Below are 25,794 nucleotides of genomic sequence, written 5' to 3'. Positions count from 1 at the left end.
TGCCTGTGTCATTAAACGATAAACTTCCTGAGCATCTCCTATATTTTTAAACGTTGACCAACGGTATTCAGGTTTATCTTTTGGAAAAATTCCCTCATAAGAAATCCCTAGAAACTCAGCATCGCTTTCACATCCAAGTTCGACACTATCCAAATCCTTCATAAACAGAAGATAAGTCAATTGTTCAATATTTGTTAGAGGATTTGCATTTCCTTCTGTCCACAGCATTTCCCACAGCTGATCAATTTTATTTTTTAATTCGCCTGTAATCATATTAGTCTCTTTTCTTTGGTTTTTAAAGTTATGAATATCACTATTTTAACAGATTTTCAATCAAGCTTCAATTATGTTTCTCGCTATAAACATTTCTTTCAAAAATAAAAAAGCAAACACAATATATGGTTCACTTTTTTAAACATTTCTACTCTTCACCCTTCCAATCCCGAGCGATCTCTTCGTCTTTCTGGAGTTGGTCTACCAGTTCATTGACTGAGTCAAACTTGACCATATCACGAATTCGATCTAGCCAATAAACGATGACTGTTTCTCCGTATATCTCCTCTGAAAAGTCGAAAATATTGACTTCAAAGCGTGGCTCTTCTCCATCGAAAGTAACATTTTTCCCAACACTTGCCATGCCACGATATCTTTGACGTTGTACTTCTACATCGACTACGTAAACACCATCTGCTGGCATATAAGTTCGATCTCTAAGGACTAGATTAGCTGTTGGATAACCGATAGTACGCCCTCGAGCATTTCCGTGAACGACCATCCCACGGGTTGGAAGCGGTGTGCCGAGTAGATGATTGACTTCCTTGACATCTCCATCAAGAATAGCTTGGCGAATCCGTGTAGAACTAATCTTGCCCTTTTCGTCCTCGACTGGAGGAACAATGATAATCTCTCCATCAAAATAATCCTTCAGGTCATCCGCAGTCTTTTTATCTGAACCAAACGTATAATCAAATCCTGCTACGATAATTGCTGGTTTTAAAGCTCTAACATATGTATCAAAGAATTCTTGACCCGTTAAACTAGCAAATTTGCTACTAAAGTCCAGTAAGAAAAGAGCCTCTACCCCGTGCCACTTCATCTTGTGCTCCCGTTCCTCATGATTGACGATGTGAAGCATGAGCTCAGGTTGGTAAGGTTGTAAGGCAAGTTTTGGCGACTCTGTAAAGGTCATCACGACAACTGGCAGATAGTCCTTCATCGAAGCCTTACTGGCCACTTCAAAAAGTTTCTGATGCCCCTTGTGGATGCCATCAAAATAACCTAGTACAAGGACTGTTTTTCCCGGTACTGCAATATCTTTTTCGTTCTTAATAGGTACTGTTGTAATCATGAAACTATTATATCATAGAGCCTGTCTTTTCGCTAAGAGGAAATCCCAAATGTCGTTTTTTGCGCCTGAACTGACCTTGATAGACAATTCAAGGTACTCGTTTTTAAAAATAGCACCTCCTACGAGATGCTATCGTTTGGTAACTAGTTTACTGTTTCTTCCAAGTCTTTTAACTTAACCGAAACAATTTTAGACACACCTGATTCTTGCATGGTAACTCCATAGATAGAATCCGCTGCCGCCATGGTCCCCTTACGGTGAGTCACAACGATAAACTGACTATCCTTGTCAAAGCGGTTGAGATAATCCCCAAAACGTTTTACATTGGCTTCGTCTAGCGCCGCCTCTACCTCGTCCAAGATAACAAAAGGAATAGTCTTGACTCGAATGATAGAGAACAACAAGGCCAGAGCCGATAGGGCTTTTTCACCACCACTCATGAGGTTGAGTGATTGAATTTTCTTACCTGGTGGTTGAACAGAAATCTCCACACCAGCTGTTAAAAGATCGCCCTCAGTTAATATCAAGTCTGCCTGGCCTCCACCAAACATCTGTCTAAAGGTCACTTTAAAGGACTCACGAATAGCCTCAAAGGTTGATTTAAAGCGTTCTTTAACCTCATCATTCATCTCTGTGATGGTCTCAAGGAGTAGGTTTTTAGCAGACAAAATATCATCTCGCTGGCTATTTAGGAAATCCAAACGATTGTGGACTTCTTCGTACTGGTCAATAGCATCCAAATTGACTGGACCCAGTGAGCGAATAGCCTTTTCAAGATCTTTAACCTCTTGCTCTGCCAGATTGAGATTTTCCAACTCATGCGCTTTTTCTAGAGCCTCAGTGTAGCTGATCTGGTACTGATCAGTTAATTGAGCTTGTAGATAGCGCAAGCGTTCGCTGACCTTTTCTTTCTTGGATTCAGCACGTGTTTGTTTGCGAATCCACTCCTCATTCTGCTGACGAGCCTGGTCCAAATGGCTGGCAATATCATCCAGCTGACCTTCGATATCATCCAACTCAAACTGCTTGCGAATCAAACCTTGTTGGAGGTTTGTTTTCTGAGTTTTAGCCTCTTCCGCTTGCTGACTTAGCAGATCCGTATCCACTTTTTCCAGATTATCAACCTTTTCTTGGAGGAGACGCTGAATTTCCTCTTGTTCAAAATTGAGATTATCTAATTCCTTACCTAGGCGTTCAATATCAGTCACTTCATACCGCTTTTGTCCTTGCAGTTCTGACTTAAGCAAGCGTGCTTGGGCTACTTGTTCCTGCAAGTTTTGATAGCGTTCTTGAATAGCGTTTTTATTGGACTTAATCTCTTCAATCTCAGCTTCTAGATTTTGCTTTTCACTTGCGATAGTAGCAAGGCGCTCCTGGCATTTTTCCTTATCCGCTTGCCAATCTCCTTCAGAAAGACGATTTAACTCCTCTTCTTGAAGTTTCCAAAGAGTTTCTAACTCTTCAACTTGCTGACTGGTCTGCTGATAGGCGAGGGACAAACCTTGTTCCTGAATACGAGCTTGCTCACCCTGAGATTTGATGGCTTCTAATCTTTCTGTTAATACTGCCATCTCATCTTGCAAGGTCTTCAAACTTTCTTCTTCAGAACGCAGACTAGCTTCTTCTTCAGCAATTTCTTTTTGTAATTGCTCCAGCTCTGGCTTGATGAAGATGCTGTTATTCTGACGATTGGCACCACCTGCATAGGAACCACCTGTACGCAACTCTGTCCCATCCAGTGTCACCATACGAACCTGATAGCGAACTTGACGAGCAGCTACACGCGCATGTTCTACAGTATCAAAGATAGCCGTCGTAGCTAGCAAGTTCTTGAAAATAGCTTCTAGTCTCTTGTCAAACGACACTAACTCATCTGCCATGCCCAGAAATCCTGGACTTGCAGCGATAGCGTCTTGATTCTGACTAGAGATTGTACGCGCCTTAATCGTTGTCAAAGGAAGGAAGGTCGCACGACCAGCTCTGTTACGTTTTAGGAAATCAATAGCCTTGGTTGCCGCGTTTTCATCTTCTACGATGATATGCTGACTGCTAGCTCCAAGCGCAATTTCTAGGGCAGTTTGATAATGCACATCAAAGGTCAAATGTTCACTGACTGCACCAATGATCCCACCCAGGCGGTCTTTCTCTTGGAGAACACTCTTAACACCCGCATAAAAATTACTATGATTTCTTAGAATGTTTTCTAAGCTTTGGGCTCTAGCCTGCTTGTTTTTGAGACTATCCAGACGATCAAAGAGTTGACTCTGCTGAGCTTGGTAAGAAACTTTCTGCTCCTCTTGTTCCTTTGAACTAGTTTGGTAGTCTGACAATAATTTCTGAACCTGCTCCTTGGCAGTTTCAAGCTCAGCCTGCTGTTGACTGGCCTTCTCTTTAGCTGTAGCCAGTTGTTCTTTCAGTTTCTCAACTTGATCTGCTTGTTTTTGAGATAGCTGACGGCTGTTCTCTAGTTCATTCTCGATGCGAGTCAGTTGGTTTGAAACATCCACTTCTTCTTGTAAAAGAGCGACAAAGCGTTCACGCAAGAGCTCAATCATCTGGTCAGGATCATCTGAAAAAGCCAGCAATTCTGCTTCTAAACGATTGAGTTCCTTGTTGTTTTCAGCTAGATTTTCCTCTAACTGTTCCAGATTCCCTTCTTTTTCAGTCCTTTCCTTACTTAGAGCCTTTCTCTTATCTTCTAGAGTCGCCAAACGGGCTTGTGCTTCTTGTTGATTAAGGGCAACTTGCTCGGATTCCAGTTTAGACAGGGCTAGTTTTCGCTCTAAGTCACTGATCAAACTAGTCAAATCCATCAAACTTCCTTGATCCTTGGCCATTTCAGCTTGGAGGTCCTGGCGTTTCTTTTTAAGAGTTTGATTTTCCTCCTCTAACTCTCCACGTTTTTGGTAATAGCTAGTCAAGAGTTCCTGAACTTGCGTTAGCTCTTCTTCTGTCAGCTCTAATTCAGCCTTGTTTTCCTTGATCTGGGCAACCAGTACATCCAAGTAAATCGCCTTGCGTTGACCATCCAAGTCGAGAAACTTACGGGCATTCTCAGCTTGTTTTGCAAGGGGCTTGATTTGATTATCCAACTCATAGATAATGTCCTCTAAGCGGTCTAGATTGTCTTGAGTTTGTTGCAGTTTGCTTTCTGTTTCTTTTCGACGAGTCTTGTACTTTAAAACTCCAGCAGCTTCTTCAAAAATAGCTCGACGCTCTTCAGGCTTGGAGTTAAAAATTTCCTCAACCTTCCCTTGGGAAATGATGGAAAAGGAATCCCGTCCCAAACCAGTATCCAAGAAAAGGTCATGCACATCACGCAGACGGACTTTCTTACCATCAATTCGATACTCGCTATCCCCACTACGATAGATATGCCGTTCTACCTTAATGACTTGCCCTGCATCCTTGATAAAGCCATCTTCATTATCCAAGGTCACGATAACAGAGGCATAATTGAGTGGTTTGCGACTTTCAGTTCCAGCAAAGATAACGTCGGGCATCTTGCCACCGCGGAGGCTTTTGACACTAGACTCACCTAAGGCCCATCGCAGACTTTCTGTGATATTTGACTTCCCAGAACCATTGGGTCCAACGACAGCTGTCACACCTTGATCAAAGACGACCTTGGTCTTGTCAGCAAAGGACTTGAATCCTTGGATCTCAATTTCCTTTAAATACATGAATCCAGCCCTTTCTCCACTGCATTTTTCGCGGCTTCCTGCTCTGCCAATTTTTTAGAACGTCCTTGGCCTTTTCCGATACTCTTGCCTTCAACCAGAACTTCTACATCAAAAACCTTATCATGGGCAGGTCCCATCTCAGAAGTCACCTGGTAACGAATATCCACATCTCCATTGACCTGGAGCAACTCTTGCAAGTGTGTCTTGTAATCCGTAATCATCTCAAAGTCACCTGCCTCAACCTTGGGAATCATGACCTGATAGATAAACTCTTTTACCCTAGCAACATCCTTGTCTAAAAGCAAAGCTCCCAGAAAGGCTTCAAAGGCATCTCCAAGAATGGTGTCACGATTGCGCCCACCAGACTTCTCTTCCCCTTTACCCAATTTGATAAATTGATCAAACTGGCAATCACGCGCAAAACCAGCCAAACTCTCCTCGCGAACAATCATGGCACGGAGTTTGGACAAATCTCCCTCTGGTTTCTTAGGATATTTTTTATACAGATATTCCGAAATCAATAATTGCAGAACAGCGTCTCCTAAAAATTCCAAGCGCTCATTGTGTGAAATTTTTAAGAGGCGGTGCTCATTGGCATAACTCGTATGAGTAAAGGCCGTTTCCAGTAAGTTTTTGTCTGCAAATTCGATTGCAAAACGCTTCTTCAGTACAGTTTGTAATTCTTTCATACTGACCTCTTTCTAATAATTACGATCCTTTCCATTATAACAAAAAAAGTCCTCTGAGTCACTTTAAAATGGGACTAGGGGAGAGTGGGATAGTTTTTTAAAAAAAAAATTTCCAATTTTGGAGGCAATATAAAGAAAAAAGCCTTATTTAAAGGCTTTTTTAGGCTGTTTACATCCACCCTGAGGGAATCGAACCCCCATCTTAAGAACCGGAATCTTACGTGATATCCATTACACTAAGGGTGGAAACTTGTTTTATTATAACAGAAATTTGCTCTAATAACAAGTTTTTTCTAGTGAGATAGCCCGTCTTAGTGGGAAGCATCCCCATTCCAGATAGAGTTTTTCACGATCACATAATCAACGTGTTTAAGGTCAGCAACCTTGCGTCCACCTGCGTAGGAAATGGCACTTTGCAAATCCTGCTCCATCTCAGTAAGGGTGTCTTGCAGATGTCCTTTGGCAGGAAGTAAGATGCGTTTGCCTTCCACATTTTTATATGCTCCTTTTTGATACTGTGAAGCTGAACCATAGTATTCTTTGAACTGTTCGCCGTCGACTTCAATCGTCTTTCCTGGGCTTTCGATATGCCCTGCAAATAGGGAACCAATCATAACCATACTGGCACCGAATCGGATAGACTTGGCAATATCACCGTGAGTACGAATTCCTCCATCAGCGATAATCGGTTTACGTGCAGCCTTAGCACACCAGCGTAGAGCAGCCAACTGCCAACCACCTGTACCAAAACCAGTCTTGACCTTAGTAATACAAACCTTACCAGGACCGATTCCAACCTTAGTAGCATCCGCACCAGCATTTTCCAATTCACGAACAGCTTCTGGCGTTCCTACGTTCCCAGCAATGACAAAGGTATCAGGCAATTCTTTCTTGATGTGTTGAATCATAGAAATCACGCTATCGGCATGACCATGAGCAATGTCAATCGTGATGTATTCCGGAGCATCAGCCTTGAGTTGGCTAACGAAATCATACTCGTAATCCTTAACACCAACAGAAATGGAAGCAATGAGACCTTGATCGTGCATGCGTTTGATAAAAGGAATGCGCCCCGCTTCATCAAAACGGTGCATAATGTAAAAGTAACCACCTTTAGCAAGCTGCTCTGCTACGTTCTCATCCAAAATCGTCTGCATATTTGCTGGTACAACAGGTAGTTTGAAAGTGTGATTTCCAAGTGTGACACTTGTATCCGCTTCTGCACGGCTTTTAATGACACATTTGTTTGGGATCAACTGAATATCTTCGTAATCAAAAATTGGAAATTCATTTAACATATCGATGTCTCGTTTCTTTTGTAATGACCTACCTATGCCTTCGCATCACTACGTCTTTTCCGACGTTTCCTTAACTAATTCTACACCAAAGTACAGATTTTGTCAAATAATTTCATTTATAAAAAAATAAAGTTCGGTTTTTATGGTTTTAAGATAAAAAGTAAGGAGATTAGTTTCTCCCCACTTCCTTATCAATATTCCTTTTAAAAATTTCTTCGGAGCTTTCCATCATTTCACAAAATTCATTATAAGATGAAGCCTTTTGAGGAATTTGTATAGACAATTTCTTCAACAAAGCTCCATAACCTGCTAGCTTTCCTATCTCATTATCAACAACCTTGTCCTTGCTCGGAAAAACAAGACCAGCCTTCTCAGCTTCTAAAATATAAGAATAGGAAATCAGCTGGAATAAGTCCTCACGGTTTATTCCTTTTTCAGTATCTTCAAGTTTTTTATATTTAGCATCTAGAACAATCTTTCGTTCTCTATCATAAAAATCTGGATACACTTTTCGATCACGCCTTTTGCGATTTTCATGATTTTTATCGTTTAAAAATACTGAAATTCCGTCCGTCTTATCCTTATTTCGTGGATGGATGAAAACTTTTGGCAACAAGGTATAAACATACTCTTCCCAAAGCCAGGAAACATCAAAAAGAATACCATGGTTTTTTTGCTCTTGATATCCTAACCCATGCTTCTCTCTATTTAGGATCATCAGGCAAAGTTCTTGTAGCTTTCTGTACTCGTGAAAGTATGCATGACGTAGAGGTTTAGATTGATTTCCCCGAATAATCTTAGCACGATCAGCTAGTTTATAAGATGGGGTTACTCGCACAATTTCTGCCACATTTTCACGACTAGTTAAGAGATTATCAAGAACCTCTTGCCCAATGCTTTTCTGATTCTTAATGTATCCAATAGTGTGACGGATTAACTGCATGAGTGGATTATCATAGGTGAACTCTCTCGTTGTGTAGGCAACATTTCCTGTGAAAGGAAGGTTTTTCTTGAGATGATTTCCAACATCTATCACTCCCTTTACATGACTATCGTTATGAGAAAATCTCTGGTATTCCTTGTAAAGACCTTTTCTGAGAGCAGCTTGCAGATACTTGGGGAAGAGATACATCAAAAGTTGATAGAACTTATCTTCACGCGACAAAGCTACATCTAAAGTAGTGAGATTGATATGAAGAACCTTTTGTAAAAGATAATGCAAAAAATAGTCATCACCTTTAATCGAAAAACGCGAGGAAATCGTTAATCTTTCCTGACCACACCCCAGAAAACCAATCACATTTCCAGTCTTGATTTCCTGATTGACTGTTTCAAAGATTTTTTGGTCTCTTTCTAAGTCAGGAGAATTCTTCAAATCATTTGGAAAAATAAAGATATTGTCCTCTCTAGAAAGGTTATCCAGTGTTCTATCAAAAAGAGCTTGACTTAGGTTGGGAAATTCTGCGGCAAAGTCTTCTTTAGCAATTCTATGTTGATTATCAGTAATCCGCATCATTATCACCAGTATCTTGCTGATCTGTTCTCTCGTTATTTGTCAGCTCAAATGCTTTTTTCAATGTTTCCAGAGTTTCAGATTCCTCATAAGAACCACGTAAATAATCTTCCAAAAGTGGTTTGAGATAATCAGACCAGAGTAATTCATAGTTAAAATCTACATCCTTCAATTTAAGGAAATAACTTGGTCCGATATGGTAATGACTGTTTAATTCCTGAATATTTTCGATAGCAGTATTCAAGTTCCTTAGTCGGGTTTTAGCTTCTTCAGCATCTTCACCTAGTTCTTGATCTAGAATATAAAGTTGACTGTCAGCCATAACTTCAACAAAACGGAAACGACGACGCATAGCAAAATCAAAGGTATCCACTGAACGATCAATATCATTCATTGTTCCGATAATATAAACATTTTCAGGGATATAAAACTTTTCATCAGTTTCGTGTAGATTGGCATATTGGGTAGAAACACTTCCCTTTTCACCACGATATCCAGGATCAATAGAGAAAAATAGTTCACCAAAAATCTTAGAAATCTCCCCACGGTTGATTTCATCGATGATGAAGACGAAGTTCTTGTCTGTGTTGATCTTTGTTGGAGAGACATAATCTTTCAGACCAAATCTTTTCTTTAAAGTTTCAAGGACTTTTTTTCCTTGGTTACGATAAAAGGGCTTTTTCAGATAATTTTCGTCTTTATAGAGTTCATAAACATAAGATTTTGTCAAGACAGTTCCTTTGGCTTTAGTTTCATAATTGATATTAAAATTATTTCGACTATTTACTGTTAGATAGGAAAATTCTGTCAAATATTCTTTTTCATCTCTACTATTAACATACTCAAGATAAAGATCCCAAGCTTCATCAAAATTATCTTGTCCTCCAGTTTTCTGAGCTTCTTTAGCCTTCTGACAGAACTTCTTAAAAATACCGTCCTCTAGCTTAAACTCAATAACTCCATCCCCATTTGATGCCGGTCTCAACCCCTCTACAAAATCCGTATAATCATAGGAAGGGTGAAACTGTACAAATTCGATTTGGCCTTCGTTGCCATCCGTTAATTCTTTAGCAATTTCTTTAGCAAGATAAGTTTTTCCTGTGCCAGGAGCACCACGAAGGATGAGGTTTTTGGATTTTTTTAATATACCACTATAATTAAATAAAAAATCATTCCTTAACATAGTTTCACTTTCTAATTTTTTATACTTTTTCCAATTAGGATGATTCAAAAAATAGTCATAGTCTTGAATTATGATTTCATCACTTGCAGCAAATTTTATTAACTGGTTAGTCTCTTTAGTTCGATACTTAATATCTGATGGAAACCATATTGTTTCTTGCCCCGTAAAGAAAAACCACTCCCTCTCTATATACTCTTTTTTCCAATCAACAATAATGGTATGCCCATCATCTAAAACCTCTTTAACAGTCGCCATTCCACGAATTTTCATCACAGAAACCTTTAAATCATCTTTCTTTACAAAAGGTACATTCTTCTTTTTGACATATGTGGATTTAGCAAATAAAACGTCACCTGGTTTAATTTTATTAAACAACTTTAACATTCTTTGATACTGTTTATTTTCCTCGTTATTATGCCATCCTAATTCCCACTTTCCTTCTTTCATAAAATATTCAAGATAATCATCATCACCAAATTTTGTACCAACAAAAAAATAGTTATTTTGTTCACTGTTCATTTGAATACTCCTTTTTACTTTCACAAGTAAGTTCTATTAATATATAGTTCATCTCTAGCATATCATATCCTATAGAAAAAGGAAAGAATTTCTAAAGAAAAAGCCTAGTGTAGAGACTTTATTTTCTCATACTACTAGACTTCTTTTTTATCCTAATAATACTCCCCCTGACGGTAGTCCCATGAGTTAAAGGTATCTGACAAGTGCATCATGATTTTATCAATATCAAGTCCTTTACGGATCACAACTGGAGCTGGTGAGATTGAGCGCGCTCCTCCTTGTTCTGGGATGAGTTTGCCATCTTTATCAATCATAGACACCATCACGCCTTGTTCATAGCGTGTTTCAATCGTTTTGTCAGGTTGGATGGATGCAACGTAGTCGTCTGCTTCGATGACAAGATCCACTGCTCCTTCGATACGTTCTCCAATCCCTTCCACCTTACCTCGGTTTCCTTTTCCAGATGGGTTTGCAGATGAAGCGTAGACCATTTTGCCTTCTTCCCAAAGTTTGGCAGCTAATTGTTCACCAGCTTTCCCGAATTTGATCACAAAACAGCTCGTACCACGCACGTCAGTCATGAGTTCTTCACGGCCATCACCGTATGCTTTGAGTTTTTCAAAGGCTTCTGGTTTCCAAGGAAGGATACAACCGAGAAGAATGTCTTCATCCCAGTGTTTTTGGTAAAAGGCTTCAATTTCTGGGTTAAGTTGTGCTAAAGCTCGAAGCTCGTCCATGCTACCACAGAGGACAACACCTGGTTTGTTACGATTACGCTCTTTTGCTTCAAACTTGCGTTCAAGTCCTGTCTTGTCGCTAGTCATGATGATATATCCGACTTTTGTAGGGCAAACGATACAACCGCCCTCACCTTTTAAAATGTCATAGCCTTCTTGTGAAAGTGTTCCTGTCCATTGAATGTGTTTTGTCATAGTTCTATTTCCTTTTCTATTTTTCTAATCCTGCCAATAGGCTGGGCGTTGTTTTTCATAAGCAGCAATCAAGTCTTCATACTGCAATGTGATACCGATATCATCCAAACCATTTAAGAGCTTGTGTTTCCACTCGCTATCGATTTCAAAAGTGAATTCTCCAACTGGTGAGATGATTTTTTGTTGTTCCAAGTCCACGGTTACCGGGTCGCTCGCTTGTAGCTGGGCTAGTTTCTCACGAACCTCTCTGGGTTGAACAATAGGCAACATACCATTATTGAGTTCATTATTGTAATGAATATCCCCGAAAGACCCTGCAATCACGACCTTAAAGCCGTAATCTGCTAGAGCCCAAGCTGCGTGTTCTCTGGACGATCCTGCGCCAAAGTTGTCCCCTGAGATGAGAATACTAGCTTTTCGATATTCTGGTCGGTTAAAGACAAAGTCTGGATCCTCAGTATACTTATCGTCCAAATATCGCCAAGCATACATGAGGTACTTACCAAAACCTTTCTTATCAATTAACTTGAGAAACTGCTTGGGAAGGATTTGGTCGGTATCAATGTTATCATTCATGAGAGGAACAGTCGTTCCCGTATAAACTGTAAATTTCTCCATATCCTCTCCTTACTGGGCTTCTGGCATCTGCCGAACATCTACGAAACGCCCTGCGATAGCTGCTGCAGCTGCCATGGCTGGGCTACAGAGATGGGTCTTAGCCCCAAATCCTTGTCTATCTTCAAAGTTGCGGTTACTGGTTGAAGCACAGTGCACGCCATCAGGTACCTTGTCGGGATTCATCCCTAGACACATAGAGCAACCTGGGTCTCTCCACTCAAAACCAGCATCCAGAAAGACCTTGTCCAAACCCAACTTCTCAGCAGCTCGTTTGACAGGACGAGAGCCTGGAACTACGATTGCTGTTAGATTGGGTGCTATTTTCTTTCCTTTGACAAATCGCGCAGCCAGTTGTAGATCGCTGAGACGAGCATTGGTACAAGACCCGATAAAAATATAACCTAGTTCAATGTCTGCTGCCTTCTGACCAGGCTCCAAATTCATGTAATTATAAGCTCGCTCATCATTCATATCCTTAATTTCTGGGAAGCTACTGTCAAAGTCAACCCCCATAGCTGGATTGGTTCCCCAAGTCACCATGGGAGCCAAATCTGAGACATCCATCTGGATAATCTTATCATAGACAGCATTCTCATCACTGACAAGGGTTTTCCAGTCAGAAACCGCCTCCTCAAAAGCTTCTGGAACACATTCTCGTCCTTTGAGATAGTCATAGGTGGTCTGATCTGGATTCATGATTCCCATCTTAGAGCCAAACTCGATAGACATATTGCAGATGGTCATTCGCTCTTCCATGCTCAGTGCATCAATAGCTTGTCCACGATATTCCACCACATAACCAACACCACAAGCAACGCCGTACTTGGCAATCAAGGCGAGAATGTAATCCTTGGAATAAACTCCTTTTTGAGGAATACCAGTAAATTCCACCAACATTTTCTTAGGTTTGACCTGCCAGAGGGTCTGGGTAGCAAAGACATGCTCGACTTCACTAGTCCCAATCCCAAAGGCGATAGCTCCGAAAGCTCCGTGAGTAGCTGTGTGGCTATCTCCACAAACGATGAATTTTCCTGGTTGCGTCCTGCCAGTTTCTGGGCCAACCATGTGAACGATACCCTGCTTTTCAGAACCGTGAGCTGCGTGGTCAATCCCAAATTCTTCAACATTTTCAGCTAGTTTGTCAATTTGCGCTTTAGAAATCACATCTCGAATATCATAGATATTGACCGTTGGGACGTTGTGGTCAAAGGTTCCAAATGTCAAGTCTGGTCGTCTCAATCTGCGACCTGCATCTCGCAATCCTTGAAAAGCCTGAGGACTGGTCACCTCGTGGATATAGTGTTGATCCACATACATGAGTTGGGGCTGCCCCTCTTCTCCTGTGATGACATGGCGATCCCATAATTTATCAAAAATCGATTTCCCTGCCATCCATTACCTCCAAATGAAATATAAGGCTACTAGTGTGGTCACCATCCCAAGGAACCAAACCGTTTTAAAATACCATTTTCGAGTCTTATGGTGAAAGGTCATTCCTGCTAACCAAGCACCAAATCCACCACAGACAAGTGCTATGGTCAAGAGAATTTTCTCTGGTATCCGCCAAGAACCCCTTCTTGCCTTGGATTTGTCGATGCCATATATTATAAATATCAAAAGATTCCAAATCAAGAGAGTAACGGTTATTCCTTCGTTTATCTTCATAGTCTTTCAATGATAGCTTCCGTCATTTCCTTGGTAGAAGCCTTTCCTCCTATATCTCTCGTTAAAATTCCTGCTGCCAAACTGGCTTCTACAGCTTGTTCGATACGCCCTGCATCTTCATGACATCCGAAACTGTCTCTTAACATCATGGCTACTGATAAAATCATAGAAATAGGATTAGCAATTCCTTGACCTGCGATATCAGGTGCCGAACCGTGAATGGGTTCATAAAGACTCGGGCCATTTTCAGAGTGACTAGCCGATGGCATGACTCCAAGTGTGCCAGATAGAACGCTTGATTCATCCGAGAGAATATCTCCGAAAAGATTCTCTGTCACAATGACATCAAATTTAGCAGGATTGGTAATCATAAGCATGGCAGCTGAGTCTACCAACTGGTGTTCCAAAGCTACATCTGGGAAATCCTTTGCAACCTCCTCAGCTACTCTGCGCCAGAGTTTTGATGTTGCTAGAACATTCTGCTTATCGATGCTAGTAAGGATTTTTCTGCGATTTCTTGCAATTCCAAAGGCCTTGCGAAGAATTCGCTCCACTTCCTCATAACTGTAGTCGTTGATGTCACGCGCTTTTCGCTCTTCAAGAATATGATCACCGAAGTAAATACCTCCTGTCAACTCACGCACCACGACAAAGTCCACACCCGCAATTCGTTCAGGTTTGAGAGGTGACAAATGCTTAAGACTCTCAAAAATCTTAACTGGACGAATGTTGGCATAGAGATTGAGTTCCTTACGGAGAGCCAGTAAGCCTTGTTCAGGCCGAACCGCTGCACCATCATACTGGGGACTACCGATAGCCGCCAGAAGGATAGCATCTGCTTCTCTACATGCTTTAAGAGTTTCATCAGGTAAGGGATGCCCCGCAGCATCAATACCTGCACCTCCAAAGGGGCATCTATCTATCTCATAGTCAAAACCTGTTTTTGAAGCTAGAGCTTCTAGAACTGCTAAACCAGCTTCCATGATTTCTGGACCGATTCCATCCCCTGCTAGAGCTACTATTTTCTTTGTCATAGCCTTCTCCTTTACACACTAGGCAGATCGCGATAGGAAACGCTTCGTCCCATCTCACCAGCATTCTCCTTTTGAACAAAGGTATTAGCGTTGATATAAGCAATAGCTGAAGCCCTCAGTACATCAAAGTCAAGCCCTGCTGCGTTAAAGATGGTCTCTGTATCTCTATTTTCAACAGTGACCAAGACCCTAGCCTGGGCATCGATCCCATCTGTTACCGCATCAATTGTGTAGGATACCAAGCGAACAGATTGATTGAAGAACTTGTCAATAGCGTTAAAGATCGCCTCAACGGAACCTTGCCCTGTCGCATTAAACTCAACCTTCTCACCATCCATATTGGCTAGGCTGACAGTCGCTTCAATGTCATTATCCGCATGGGTTTGAAGTTGTAAATCATCAAAGTGGAATCCTTCTGGGTTTTCAACCATGGTTCCAGCGACCAGAGCTCGAATATCTGCATCTGTGATTTCTTGCTTTTTGTCCGCTAGTGCCTTGAACTTAGCAAAGAGTGGTTTGATGTCTTCTTCTGTGAAGTCTAGAGCCAAATCTCTTAATTTTTCTACAAAAGCGTGGCGACCTGACAATTTTCCAAGCGGAAGACTATTACTCTTAACACCAACCAATTCAGGTGTGATGATCTCATAGGTAAGAGGATTTTTAAGAACCCCATCTTGGTGAATACCAGACTCGTGAGAGAAGGCATTGCCACCAACAACGGCCTTGTTTTTAGGAACTGGAATACCTGAGAAGCGAGAAACCATTTCAGAAGTATTGATGGTTTCATTTAGGACAATGCTTGACTCTACTTGGTAGTAATCTTGACGAATATTGAGTGCCACTGCTATTTCTTCAAGGGCTGCATTGCCAGCTCGCTCCCCGATACCATTGATAGTACCTTCAACTCGGCCTGCACCATTCTTGACAGCAGCAAGGCTATTAGCTACTGCCATACCGAGGTCATTGTGACAGTGAGGCGAATAGATAATCTGACGATCTGTCTTGACATTCTCAATCAAGTATTTGAAGATAGCTCCATACTCTTCTGACGTGGTAAATCCTACCGTATCAGGAATATTGATATAAGTCGCACCTGCATCTACAGCTGTCTGAACAACTTGCAAGAGGAAATCCAACTCTGTTCTGGTCGCATCCTCTGGAGAAAATTCGACAATTTCAAACTTAGAACGGGCATAAGAAACATGCTCACTGATTGCCTCCAAAATCTCTTCCTTGCTCTTATTGAGCTTATACTTGCGGTGAATCGGACTGGTGGCGATAAAGACGTGAACCTGAGGATACTTGGCATCCTTGAGCGCCTCATAACAAGCATCAATATCAGACTTGACCGAACGAGCCAAACCAGTTACCGCAGTTTTCTTCAAGACCTTGGCAATCTCCTGAACTGCTCTAAATGAATCTGGACTCGCCGCCGGAAAACCAGCTTCGATGGCCGAAATCCCCCATTTCTCCAGCTGTCTTGCGATGGCGACCTTTTCCTTGATTGAATAATTAACACCTGGTGTCTGCTCACCATCACGGAGACTGGTATCTAGAAACTCAACTCTACGCATGAGAATTCCCCCTTCAAAATTTCAGTATAGAAAAAACATCTCGCTCGGAAACCCAAGCGAGATGTTGATTCACTCCCGCTTGGTAAGCCAAACAGGACTAATGCTTCTGCACTAGCCCGAGTATCTCAACAACAAAGCAAATTGATTAAACTTAGCTGTTTTCATGTTTGACTTTCTCCTTCGTTTGATGTCTTGTTAAGTATTTTAGCATAGGAAAAATCTCTTGTCAAGAAAAAATCCAATATTTTCTGAAAATTTCTTCAGTAAAGAATATTTTGCTAATTGAAAGTATTTGAAAACACAAGGGAATCTCTTTACTTTTTCAATGTCAAATTCCAACTGATTTCTAGCAAATCTAGAACTGCATCATCAGATAAACTATCATCAAGAGCAAGACTAATCCAGTAACGTTTGTTCATATGAAAGGCAGGATAAATACCCTTTTGTAAAAGCAAGTCAGCTACTTGAACATGTTTGAGGTTGACTGCTTCCACTAGCCCTTCTCTCCCTTTATCCAGCTTAGCCCAAGAAATCCTCATCAAAACAGCATACCACTTTTGATTGTCTTCATGACGTAATACCGCTGTATCAGGCGATTTTTCCCATAAATATTCCAACTGATTGCCATATTTTTTCTGCACCTGATCCATGATGCGCTTGGTCTGAGGGCAGATAAAATCCTGCACGTCAAAACAAGCCTTCCGAATCTGATAGAGAATCTCCAGACAAGCTTGACGGACACTTCCTACAAAAGTTCCTCTCATGCTTTCCATATGGACTTGAGGATAGAGGTCACCAGTCTCCTGATCAAAAACTTGAAAGCTCACATTATCCGTTGTGATGGACACATTCATGACAAAGTCGCCATCCAAAATCTGGAAACTGTCGTTCCATACTCCCTCATTTTCTATAAAACCATAGGCACTGGCTTTTTCTTGATTAAACTGATAGGATTTAAAAATTTCAAACATAAGTGAAAACTGCTACCCAAAGCTAGCAGTTCCTTTCTATTTTTTAAAAGACGACCTTGGTACCGTGAAGCTGTGTCACACCTAGTTGGTCGATAAAGGTTTGACGGTTGTCCAAGTCAATTCCACCACCTGGTAGAATTTCAATTTTACCAGTAGCATGTTCCAAAATTCTATGATAGTGGGCAAAACGTTTTTCTAGCGGGTCGCCAGACACACCAGCACGAGTCAAGATACGAGTCACACCAGCTTGGCTGAGCCAGTCAATAGCTTCCAACTGATCTTCATCACTCAATTCATCAAAGGCCATGTGGAAGACAATTTCCATTCCTTTTGAAGCGGTGATTAACTTCTCAAGATTGACCTTGTCCAACTTCTTATCAGCAGTTAAAGCACCAAAGACTACTCCTTGGCTACCTGCTTGAGCAGTTAAACGAATGTCTTCTAGCATAATAGCAATTTCTAGGTCATTATAGACAAAGTCGCCACCACGTGGACGAATCATGGTCATAATGGTGCTATCGTAGTTAGCTGCCAATTCAACAGCTACCTTGGTTACTCCATAGCTTGGTGTTGTCCCACCAACTGCTAGATTATCACAGAGTTCGATTCGACGAGCTCCAGCCTGCATCGCTTTTTCAAGCAAGGTCACATTTTCAGCACAAAATTCGTAAATCATTTGATTCTCCTTGAAGATTACTTTTAATTTATTATATCATATTATTTGAATATGCTTTCAGTTTTTTCAAAGGAAATATCAAATTTCAAAAACTAATCCTTATCAGGAATTACTTTAAAGAGATAGTAGGTGATAAAGATGGTTAAGGCTCCAAGACCGATTTTGACTGGTAAGAGAGGGGCAAGATAAATGGAAATTCCCATCAAGATATAGATGGATACGATGATTTTTTTCTTGCGTTCACGCGCGATAGACTTGGTCTCGCGAAAGTCAGCTACATAAGTCTGATAGAGCTTGGTGTGATACAGCCAGTCTTCAAATCTCTTTGAGGATTTGGAAAAGCAAGCGATTGACAGCAAAAGGAAGGGCGTTGTTGGCAAGAGGGGCAAGACAACCCCAACAAGAGCCAAGGACAGTGATAAAAAACCAATTATTAGATAAATAAGACGCATAACTTCTCCTAGTTAAAATAATCTTCTTCTAGTTTCGCATACAATGATGAATTTTGTCAAGCTCAAACCAAAAAGAGCCTGAAATTCACTTTCAGGACTCTTCGTTTTATTTAATTTTCTCTTCTTCGTAGTCGCCATTACTACACACAATCTGTTTGCCACCACCACGGACTTTCTTCTCCATAAGGAAGTGACCACATTTTGGACAATCACGTCCAACTGGTTTATCCCAAGAGGTAAATTCACATTCTGGATAGCGATTGCAACCATAGAAGATACGATTGCGCTTGGTTTTACGTTCAATGATTTGTCCTTGATGGCAACTTGGACACTCGACACCAATCTCCTTGACAATCGCTTGTGTATGACGACAGTCTGGGAAATTGCTACAAGCATAGAATTTACCAAAACGTCCTAGCTTAATGACCATTGGACTACCACAGACCTCACAGTCAAATCCAGCTGGCTCATCTTTGATCTGAATTTTTTCCATTTCCTCTTCAGCCTTGGCTACTTCTTTGGAGAATGGTTTATAAAATTCATCAATAACACGTTGCCACTGCTCTTTTCCAACTTCGACATCATCCAGTTTTCCTTCCATTTCAGCTGTAAAGGTCACGTTCACGATGTCAGGGAAATATTCAACGATGAGTTTATTAACAATTTCTCCCAATTCTGTCGGTTCAAATCGTTTGGCTGCCAGACGAACGTAGTATCGTTTCTGGATGGTTTCAATAGTCGGTGCGTAGGTTGACGGACGTCCAACACCATTTTCTTCCAAGGTCTTGATAAGGGTCGCTTCCGAATAGCGAGCTGGTGGTTGGGTGAAATGTTGTTCTGGCTTGCTATTGACCTGCTTGACTACATCTCCAACAGCCATATCTGGCAGCATCTTGTTCTTATCTGAGTCATTGTAGATAGCAAGATACCCATCAAACTTAACTTGACTACCATTTGCAGCGAATTGGACTCCATTTTGAGAGAGCTTGACAGCCATGGTATCAAAGATAGCTCCCGTCATCTGGCTCGCTACAAAACGGTTCCAGATAAGGGTATAGAGTTTGAGCTGGTCTTTGTCCAAGTACTTAGCTATGCTCTCTGGTGTATTAAAGACACTGGATGGACGAATGGCTTCGTGGGCATCTTGAGCACCTGACGCATTTTTGACCTTGCTACCATGCTTGGAATACTTGCTACCAAAACGATCGTTGATGTAGCTTGCCGCCTCATTCTGAGCCACAGGACTGATACGGGTGGAGTCAGTACGCATATAGGTAATCAAACCCTGCACGCCTGTACCGATATTGATCCCTTCATAAAGCTGTTGGGCAACCATCATGGTCTTACGAGTACGGAAATTGATCTTGTTGGCTGCATCCATCTGCATGGTTGAGGTCGTATAAGGTAGTGGCGCATTGCGTTTGCGCTCCTTCTTATCTACCTGATCCACTGTGAAATCTTTGCTCGTTAGATGGGACAAGACTTCTTTGACCTCTTCATTGGTGGTCAATTTCATCTTTTTGCCATTCATACCATAGAAAGAAGCCTGAAATTGCTTGGTTCCCTTCTTAAAGATACCATCAATTGTCCAGTATTCTTCTGGTTGGAAGGCATTGATTTCATTTTCACGGTCAATGATGAGCTTAAGGGCAACAGACTGCACGCGCCCTGCTGATAACCCCTTCTTGACCTTTTTCCACAAAATTGGCGAAATCGAATACCCTACCAAGCGGTCTAAAACTCGACGAGCTTGTTGGGCATCGACCAAGTCCATGTCAATCTTGCGAGGTTCTTTAAAGGCATTTTTTACTGCGTCTTTGGTGATTTCATTAAAGACGACACGGTTGGCATCATTCTCATTCAGATCAAGGATATGAGCCAAATGCCAGGAAATTGCTTCTCCTTCACGGTCCGGGTCACTCGCCAGAAAGACTTTATTAGCCTTTTTGGCTTCTTTTTTCAGGTCATTGATGAGAGGACCTTTGCCTCGGATATTGATATACTGCGGTTCATAGTTATTTTCAATGTCAACTGACATACTGGATTTTTTCAAATCTCGGATATGCCCGACACTAGCTAGAACCTTATAATTTCGTCCTAAATATTTCTCAATCGTTTTCGCCTTGGCAGGCGACTCCACGATGACTAAATTTTTTTTAACTGTTGATTTTTTCTTCTTTGTTGCCGTAGCCACACTATCACACCTTTTCAAAGTAATAAACTTTATAAAGTGTAAACCATTTTTCTATAGCTGTCAAGACTTAACTCCTATATATAGAAGAAAAGTTTATCTGGATGATCAATTTCTCCTTAAAATTCAAACTCAGCCAAGACATCTTGACCGCTTGTAATCAGTTTTGCTCCCTCTTGGATTAAGTGATGACAACCATCTGAATGGCCATCAAGAATGTCCCCTGGAATAGCAAAGACATCGCGTCCTTCCTCCATGGCACGTTCACAGGTAATGAGACTTCCTGAACGCATTCTTGCCTCTGCTACAATAACTCCACGACACAATCCTGCAATGATACGATTACGGGCTGGAAAGTGAAATTTCAAGGGTTCTTCTCCAGGCCCATACTCGCTTAACACCAGATGATGATTGCCAATGTACTCCTGTAAGCGTTTATTGGCACGTGGATAAAAAATATCCAATCCCGTCCCAATGACAGCAATCGTTCTTCCTCCATTCTGGAGCGCAGCCATATGGGCAGCGGTATCAACTCCCTTAGCTAAACCGCTAACCACAATTAACTCGTTTTCTAAACCTTGGATAATTTTTTGGACCGACTTTGCTCCTTGGCTCGAACAAGAACGACTGCCCACAACAGCAACTTTTGGAAATTTCAATAAATCCAGATTCCCTTTATAAAACAAAAGAGCTGGAAGGTCATAAATCTCACTCAGATCCCAAGGATAACAGTCGTCTAGAATCGAGAAGGAGGGAAATTTTTGAAACTCCTTCTCCAACTGCGCATCATCTATCTGGAAATAGCGTTCCATAAAGACAGCAGGATTACGACATCCTGAAATTTCTGCAATATCACCTAGCAAGAGCTCCTGATCTACAGTCTCATCGTATTCAAGAACAGTTAAAATTTGTTGATTGGTCAGCCCAGCTTTTCTCAATTTGTAAATCTCATAGTTTGTGATCTTCATATACAACTCCATTTCTTTTTCTACTCATCTATCTATTCGTTAAAAAAAATAAAAAGAAGACGTGAAAATCTGAATTTTGCATTTATTCAACTTTCGTATTTCGTATTTGATAACTTGCTTTTATCAAAAATAGAAAAAACTCTTGAGAAATCTTCAAGAGTTTAGTTTTCTATTTCTATTCTTCATCCATGCTCAAGACGCTGAGGAAGGCTTCTTGGGGAACTTCTACTGATCCGATAGCTTTCATGCGTTTCTTACCAGCTTTTTGTTTTTCAAGGAGTTTGCGTTTACGAGAAACGTCACCACCATAACACTTGGCAAGTACGTTTTTACGAAGGGCCTTAATATCCGTACGAGCCACGATTTTGTGCCCAATAGCTGCTTGAATCGGCACCTCAAATTGTTGACGAGGGATGATTTTCTTGAGCTTATCCACGATGAGTTTCCCACGTTCGTAGGCAAAATCCTTGTGAACGATAAAGCTGAGGGCGTCCACCTTGTCACCATTGAGAAGGATATCCATTTTGACCAGCTTAGATGGGCGATACTCTGACAATTCGTAGTCAAAGCTTGCATAACCACGCGTCGAAGACTTGAGCTTATCAAAAAAGTCAAAGACAATTTCAGCAAGTGGAATTTGATAGATAACATTGACACGATTATCATCAATATAATCCATGGTCACAAAGTCTCCACGTTTGCGCTGAGCCAGTTCCATCACCGCTCCGACAAACTCCTGCGGTACCATAATCTGAGCCTTGACATAAGGCTCTTCAATAGTCGCAATCTTGGTTGGGTCTGGAAATTCAGAGGGGTTAGACACATCCATAGACTCACCATCAGTTTGGTTAACCTTGTAGATAACTGACGGAGCTGTCATGATGAGGTCGATGTTGAACTCACGCTCTAAACGCTCTTGGATAACATCCATATGGAGAAGTCCAAGGAATCCACAACGGAAACCAAATCCAAGTGCCTGAGATGTTTCTGGTTCAAATTGCAGACTGGCATCGTTGAGCTGCAATTTTTCAAGGGCTTCACGAAGGTCATTGTACTTGTTTGACTCAATTGGGTAAAGACCTGCAAAGACCATAGGGTTCATTTGCTTGTAGCCATCCAGCGGTTCAGCCGCAGGATTGCTTGCTAGAGTCACTGTATCTCCGACACGTGTGTCTTGAACCGTCTTGATAGAAGCCGCAATATAACCAACGTCACCTGTGGCTAGGAAATCACGCCCCACTGCTTTCGGAGTGAAAATTCCGACCTCAGTCACATCAAAGGTCTTGCCATTGCTCATAAGCTGAATCTTATCGCCGGGTTTGACCACCCCATCCATGACACGCACTTGGAGGATAACCCCACGGTAGGCATCGTAAACAGAGTCGAAAATCAAGGCCTTGAGTGGTGCCGTCACATCACCAGTTGGTGCTGGCACTTTTTCCACGATTTGCTCAAGGATTTCTTCAATTCCGATTCCAGCCTTTGCTGATGCTAATACTGCTTCACTAGCATCCAGTCCAATGACATCCTCAATCTCTGTACGAACGCGCTCAGGATCGGCTGCTGGTAGGTCAATCTTGTTAATAACTGGAAGAATTTCCAAATCATTATCCAAGGCTAGATAAACGTTGGCAAGCGTCTGAGCCTCAATCCCTTGGGCTGCATCGACTACCAAAATCGCTCCTTCACAGGCAGCTAGAGAACGCGACACTTCATAGGTAAAGTCCACGTGTCCAGGTGTGTCGATCAAGTGGAAAATATAGGTCTCCCCATCTTTAGCGGTGTAATTCAGCTCAATGGCATTGAGTTTGATGGTAATCCCGCGCTCTCGTTCTAGGTCCATACTATCCAGAAGCTGGGCTTGCATTTCACGACTAGAAACCGTCTCAGTCGCCTCCAAAATGCGGTCTGCCAAAGTTGACTTCCCGTGGTCAATATGGGCGATAATAGAAAAGTTCCGGATTTTCTCCTGTCGTTTTTTCAATTCTTCTAAATTCATGATTCTCTTCCTTTCAGGGTATCTATTTATTATAAATTGTTTTTAACATTTTGACAAGACCATACCCTGCTAGGAGTACTAATCTTCGGCGATAAAGCCGTCATTTTCAATGAAATAGTGCTCGGTCATGCCTTGGTCAGTAAAGACGATTCCATGAAGGACACCGCCGTAAACGGCTCCTCCATCCATGCCAATCTTGTCATCTTCTGTCACCCAAAGTTCAGCAGTACCTCGGTCTTGCTTCAACAAACCATAAACTGGTGTATGCCCAAAGACAATAGTTTTTCCAGTATGGTTAGCCGCTTCGTGGAATGGTTTTCTGAGCCAGACTTTCTTATAATCTGTCGTATCATGCCAGTCATCTAGTGTCAAATCAATACCAGCATGCACAAAGATATACTTGTCTGTCTCAACGACAAAAGGCATTTGACGAATAAATTCGACCAAATCTGCTGCTTCTGTCTCAACACGTTTAGCGTCTTCAACTGCATCCACAGGTGCATCCAAAGGACGCCCTAGGATTGAGTTAATGGTTGTATCACCACCGTTTCGACGATAGTGGTCATAGCTCTCTTCAGGATTGTCCAACCAAGTCAAAAACATATACTCGTGGTTTCCTGATAGACAGATAGCCCCTTGATTGTCCACCAAGTCCTTGACCATTTCTAGAACACGGCGACTATCTTCACCTCGGTCAATCAAATCCCCTAGAAAAAGCAACTGGGTGTGACCATCCCATGTTTTGAGAAGGTCTTCTAGCATACCTGCTTTTCCATGGACATCTCCAATTACATAATAGTCTGTCATTTATTTCTCCTTCGTTTGCAATAATTCTCTCGCTTGGGTAAGGGCAGCTTCTGTTACATTCTCCCCGGCCAACATTTTGGCTACTTCCTCTACTCGCTCTTCTAAAGTCAAAAGGCGAACCGTCGACACCGTTGAGTGCTCATCGCTAATCTTCTCAATAAAGAATTGATAGTCCGCGATGGCAATCACTTGTGGTAGGTGAGAAATAGCTAAAACCTGACCATGCTGGCCAATCTTATGAATTTTTTGAGCAATGGCTTGGGCCACACGACCTGAGACTCCCGTATCCACCTCATCAAAGACAATACTAGTCTTGCCTTCTTTACGAGAAAAGGCGGATTTAATAGCTAGCATGAGACGGGATAATTCCCCACCAGACGCAACCTTAACCAAAGGCTTAAAGTCTTCACCAGGGTTGGTCGAAATGTAAAACTCGACCATTTCATTACCTTCTCGACTGAATTTGCCCTTACTAAAGCGAACCTGGAACTGTGCCTTCTCCATATAGAGGTCTTGCAATTCTTGCTTAATCTCAGCTTCAAGCTGCTGGGCCAAATCATGACGAGCAGATGCAAGCTGACCTGCCAAATCAACAAGATTAACTTCCAATTTCTTGAGCTCTGCTTCCATGTCTTCGGAAGAAAGGTTATTTCCAGTCAAGAGATTGTACTCATCCGTAATCTTAGCAAAATAAAGCAAAACATCGTCCACAGTCCCACCGTACTTGCGGGTAATAGTATTCAGAAGATCTAAGCGATTTTCAACCTGCATCAGGCGATTGCCATCAAAATCCAAGTCCTCAATAATATCTTCCAAACGCTTGGTAATATCTTCTAGAACATAGTAGGTCTCTGATAGAGAACTTGAAATTTCACGGTATTCAGGGTCAAATTCTTCGACACTTTCCATGTCATTCATGGCCGAACGGACATTAGCAAGACTGGAGAATTCCTCATTGTCCAACATACTATAAGCATTGGTTAGCGTATCCGCTATATTCTTGTGATTGAGGAGTTTATCTCGTTCTTGGTTGAGAGCCAAGTCTTCACCGGCCTGCAAGTTTGCTGCCTCAATCTCTGCCATTTGAAATTCCAACATCTCAATACGAGCCTTATGTTCCTGCTGGTTTTTCTTGACTTCAAGAACTTGTTTACGCATTTTGCGATAGGTGTCAAAGCTCGTTTGATAGGTTTCTTTCAAGTCCAAGAAAGCAGCATCGCCAAACTCATCCAACATCTGGATGTGGAGTTGCGGACGCATCAATTCCTCTTGGTCATGCTGACCATGGATATCCACAAGGTGCTGTCCAATCGAACGCAAGACAGAAAGATTGACCATCTGCCCATTGACCCGACTGATGCTACGCCCGTTCTGTAAAATTTCACGACGGATGATAATCTCATCCCCTAATTCCAAGCCTTGCTCGTCAAAGAGTTCTTGTAAGACTCGGCTATTTTCAATCGAAAACAGTCCCTCAATCTCTGCCTTTGTGGCACCATGGCGAATAACATCCGTGGCAGCTCTTGCTCCCAGCATCATGTTCATAGCGTCAATAATGATAGACTTTCCAGCACCTGTTTCACCAGTTAAAACTGTCATGCCTTTTTCAAAATTGAGCGAAATCGCCTCTATAATGGCAAAGTTTTTAATCGAAATTTCAAGTAACATATAAAC

20 protein-coding genes, 1 tRNA gene and 1 pseudogene are annotated in these 25,794 nt (G+C 41.7%); all 22 read right to left on the bottom strand.

Features of this window, described 5'->3' with window-relative positions:
- Positions 1-3 precede the first annotated feature (3 nt).
- Positions 4-273: pseudogene (locus FGK98_RS04110) on the bottom strand (type I restriction-modification system subunit M N-terminal domain-containing protein); the annotation flags it as partial.
- Between the two features lie 148 nt (positions 274-421).
- Positions 422-1,348, bottom strand: coding sequence for a bifunctional riboflavin kinase/FAD synthetase (locus tag FGK98_RS04105; protein WP_138100169.1), 927 nt, complete (start codon positions 1,346-1,348; stop codon positions 422-424).
- Positions 1,349-1,491: 143 nt separating this feature from the next.
- A complete protein-coding gene (gene smc / locus FGK98_RS04100; protein ID WP_138100167.1) occupies positions 1,492-5,031 on the bottom strand; it encodes a chromosome segregation protein SMC in 3,540 nt (1,179 codons plus the stop codon).
- Complete coding sequence (gene rnc, locus FGK98_RS04095; protein WP_125848556.1) at positions 5,022-5,720, bottom strand: ribonuclease III; 699 nt, start codon at positions 5,718-5,720, stop codon at positions 5,022-5,024. Before rnc ends, smc begins: the two co-directional genes overlap by 10 nt.
- Before the next feature lie 174 nt (positions 5,721-5,894).
- Positions 5,895-5,966, bottom strand: a tRNA-Arg gene (locus FGK98_RS04090).
- 65 nt (positions 5,967-6,031) lie between these two features.
- On the bottom strand, positions 6,032-7,018 hold the full coding sequence (locus tag FGK98_RS04085) for a GMP reductase (protein WP_000931163.1): 987 nt from the start codon (positions 7,016-7,018) through the stop codon (positions 6,032-6,034).
- A 169-nt stretch (positions 7,019-7,187) separates the two neighbouring features.
- Positions 7,188-8,534 (bottom strand): McrC family protein, encoded by a 1,347-nt coding sequence (locus tag FGK98_RS04080; RefSeq protein ID WP_138100165.1) that lies wholly within the window; start codon positions 8,532-8,534, stop codon positions 7,188-7,190.
- Positions 8,518-10,233 carry an McrB family protein gene (locus FGK98_RS04075; RefSeq protein ID WP_138100163.1) on the bottom strand — a complete coding sequence of 572 codons (1,716 nt, stop codon included), beginning with the start codon at positions 10,231-10,233 and terminating at the stop codon, positions 8,518-8,520. Before FGK98_RS04075 ends, FGK98_RS04080 begins: the two co-directional genes overlap by 17 nt.
- Positions 10,234-10,385: 152 nt before the next feature.
- The gene (locus FGK98_RS04070; RefSeq protein ID WP_138100161.1) at positions 10,386-11,165 is read right to left on the bottom strand and encodes an L-threonylcarbamoyladenylate synthase; all 780 of its coding nucleotides are present in this window, start codon (positions 11,163-11,165) and stop codon (positions 10,386-10,388) included.
- Between the two features lie 24 nt (positions 11,166-11,189).
- Positions 11,190-11,783 carry a 3-isopropylmalate dehydratase small subunit gene (gene leuD / locus FGK98_RS04065; RefSeq protein WP_138100159.1) on the bottom strand — a complete coding sequence of 198 codons (594 nt, stop codon included), beginning with the start codon at positions 11,781-11,783 and terminating at the stop codon, positions 11,190-11,192.
- Positions 11,784-11,792: 9 nt separating this feature from the next.
- Positions 11,793-13,175: a 3-isopropylmalate dehydratase large subunit gene (gene leuC / locus FGK98_RS04060; protein ID WP_138100157.1), complete on the bottom strand. Its 1,383-nt coding sequence runs from the start codon at positions 13,173-13,175 to the stop codon at positions 11,793-11,795.
- A gap of 3 nt (positions 13,176-13,178) precedes the next feature.
- The gene (locus FGK98_RS04055; RefSeq protein ID WP_138100155.1) at positions 13,179-13,448 is read right to left on the bottom strand and encodes a DUF1294 domain-containing protein; all 270 of its coding nucleotides are present in this window, start codon (positions 13,446-13,448) and stop codon (positions 13,179-13,181) included.
- Complete coding sequence (gene leuB, locus FGK98_RS04050; protein WP_138100153.1) at positions 13,445-14,482, bottom strand: 3-isopropylmalate dehydrogenase; 1,038 nt, start codon at positions 14,480-14,482, stop codon at positions 13,445-13,447. The genes FGK98_RS04055 and leuB overlap by 4 nt, the downstream gene beginning before the upstream one ends.
- Positions 14,483-14,493: 11 nt before the next feature.
- Positions 14,494-16,056: a 2-isopropylmalate synthase gene (locus FGK98_RS04045; protein ID WP_138100151.1), complete on the bottom strand. Its 1,563-nt coding sequence runs from the start codon at positions 16,054-16,056 to the stop codon at positions 14,494-14,496.
- 314 nt (positions 16,057-16,370) lie between these two features.
- A complete protein-coding gene (locus FGK98_RS04040) occupies positions 16,371-17,027 on the bottom strand; it encodes an MmcQ/YjbR family DNA-binding protein (RefSeq protein ID WP_138100149.1) in 657 nt (218 codons plus the stop codon).
- Between the two features lie 43 nt (positions 17,028-17,070).
- Positions 17,071-17,703, bottom strand: a complete 633-nt coding sequence (locus FGK98_RS04035) for a copper homeostasis protein CutC (RefSeq protein ID WP_138100147.1) — start codon at positions 17,701-17,703, stop codon at positions 17,071-17,073.
- Positions 17,704-17,795: 92 nt separating this feature from the next.
- On the bottom strand, positions 17,796-18,155 hold the full coding sequence (locus FGK98_RS04030; protein ID WP_138100145.1) for a YbaN family protein: 360 nt from the start codon (positions 18,153-18,155) through the stop codon (positions 17,796-17,798).
- A 106-nt stretch (positions 18,156-18,261) separates the two neighbouring features.
- A complete protein-coding gene (topA, locus tag FGK98_RS04025; RefSeq protein WP_138100144.1) occupies positions 18,262-20,349 on the bottom strand; it encodes a type I DNA topoisomerase in 2,088 nt (695 codons plus the stop codon).
- Between the two features lie 116 nt (positions 20,350-20,465).
- Positions 20,466-21,314: a DNA-processing protein DprA gene (gene dprA, locus FGK98_RS04020; RefSeq protein WP_138100142.1), complete on the bottom strand. Its 849-nt coding sequence runs from the start codon at positions 21,312-21,314 to the stop codon at positions 20,466-20,468.
- Positions 21,315-21,489: 175 nt separating this feature from the next.
- A complete protein-coding gene (lepA, locus tag FGK98_RS04015) occupies positions 21,490-23,313 on the bottom strand; it encodes a translation elongation factor 4 (RefSeq protein ID WP_049478162.1) in 1,824 nt (607 codons plus the stop codon).
- Between the two features lie 78 nt (positions 23,314-23,391).
- On the bottom strand, positions 23,392-24,120 hold the full coding sequence (locus tag FGK98_RS04010) for a metallophosphoesterase family protein (RefSeq protein WP_138100140.1): 729 nt from the start codon (positions 24,118-24,120) through the stop codon (positions 23,392-23,394).
- Positions 24,121-25,788 (bottom strand): DNA repair protein RecN, encoded by a 1,668-nt coding sequence (gene recN / locus FGK98_RS04005; protein ID WP_138100138.1) that lies wholly within the window; start codon positions 25,786-25,788, stop codon positions 24,121-24,123.
- Between the last annotated feature and the right edge of the window lie 6 nt (positions 25,789-25,794).

It is taken from the genome of Streptococcus australis (genome assembly GCF_901543175.1).
GTDB lineage: Bacteria > Bacillota > Bacilli > Lactobacillales > Streptococcaceae > Streptococcus > Streptococcus australis_A.
Note: the sequence above shows the minus strand (reverse complement) of the source record. Positions and strands in the feature narration are given on the sequence as shown.

Bases quoted from the DNA above. Each gene is read 5' to 3' on its own strand.
- FGK98_RS04105 (WP_138100169.1), bottom strand. From the start codon at position 1,348: ATGATTACAACAGTACCTATTAAGAACGAAAAAGATATTGCAGTACCG.
- smc (WP_138100167.1), bottom strand. From the start codon at position 5,031: ATGTATTTAAAGGAAATTGAGATCCAAGGATTCAAGTCCTTTGCTGAC.
- rnc (WP_125848556.1), bottom strand. From the start codon at position 5,720: ATGAAAGAATTACAAACTGTACTGAAGAAGCGTTTTGCAATCGAATTT.
- FGK98_RS04085 (WP_000931163.1), bottom strand. From the start codon at position 7,018: ATGTTAAATGAATTTCCAATTTTTGATTACGAAGATATTCAGTTGATC.
- FGK98_RS04080 (WP_138100165.1), bottom strand. From the start codon at position 8,534: ATGATGCGGATTACTGATAATCAACATAGAATTGCTAAAGAAGACTTT.
- FGK98_RS04075 (WP_138100163.1), bottom strand. From the start codon at position 10,233: ATGAACAGTGAACAAAATAACTATTTTTTTGTTGGTACAAAATTTGGT.
- FGK98_RS04070 (WP_138100161.1), bottom strand. From the start codon at position 11,165: ATGACAAAACACATTCAATGGACAGGAACACTTTCACAAGAAGGCTAT.
- leuD (WP_138100159.1), bottom strand. From the start codon at position 11,783: ATGGAGAAATTTACAGTTTATACGGGAACGACTGTTCCTCTCATGAAT.
- leuC (WP_138100157.1), bottom strand. From the start codon at position 13,175: ATGGCAGGGAAATCGATTTTTGATAAATTATGGGATCGCCATGTCATC.
- FGK98_RS04055 (WP_138100155.1), bottom strand. From the start codon at position 13,448: ATGAAGATAAACGAAGGAATAACCGTTACTCTCTTGATTTGGAATCTT.
- leuB (WP_138100153.1), bottom strand. From the start codon at position 14,482: ATGACAAAGAAAATAGTAGCTCTAGCAGGGGATGGAATCGGTCCAGAA.
- FGK98_RS04045 (WP_138100151.1), bottom strand. From the start codon at position 16,056: ATGCGTAGAGTTGAGTTTCTAGATACCAGTCTCCGTGATGGTGAGCAG.
- FGK98_RS04040 (WP_138100149.1), bottom strand. From the start codon at position 17,027: ATGTTTGAAATTTTTAAATCCTATCAGTTTAATCAAGAAAAAGCCAGT.
- FGK98_RS04035 (WP_138100147.1), bottom strand. From the start codon at position 17,703: ATGATTTACGAATTTTGTGCTGAAAATGTGACCTTGCTTGAAAAAGCG.
- FGK98_RS04030 (WP_138100145.1), bottom strand. From the start codon at position 18,155: ATGCGTCTTATTTATCTAATAATTGGTTTTTTATCACTGTCCTTGGCT.
- dprA (WP_138100142.1), bottom strand. From the start codon at position 21,314: ATGAAGATCACAAACTATGAGATTTACAAATTGAGAAAAGCTGGGCTG.
- lepA (WP_049478162.1), bottom strand. From the start codon at position 23,313: ATGAATTTAGAAGAATTGAAAAAACGACAGGAGAAAATCCGGAACTTT.
- FGK98_RS04010 (WP_138100140.1), bottom strand. From the start codon at position 24,120: ATGACAGACTATTATGTAATTGGAGATGTCCATGGAAAAGCAGGTATG.
- recN (WP_138100138.1), bottom strand. From the start codon at position 25,788: ATGTTACTTGAAATTTCGATTAAAAACTTTGCCATTATAGAGGCGATT.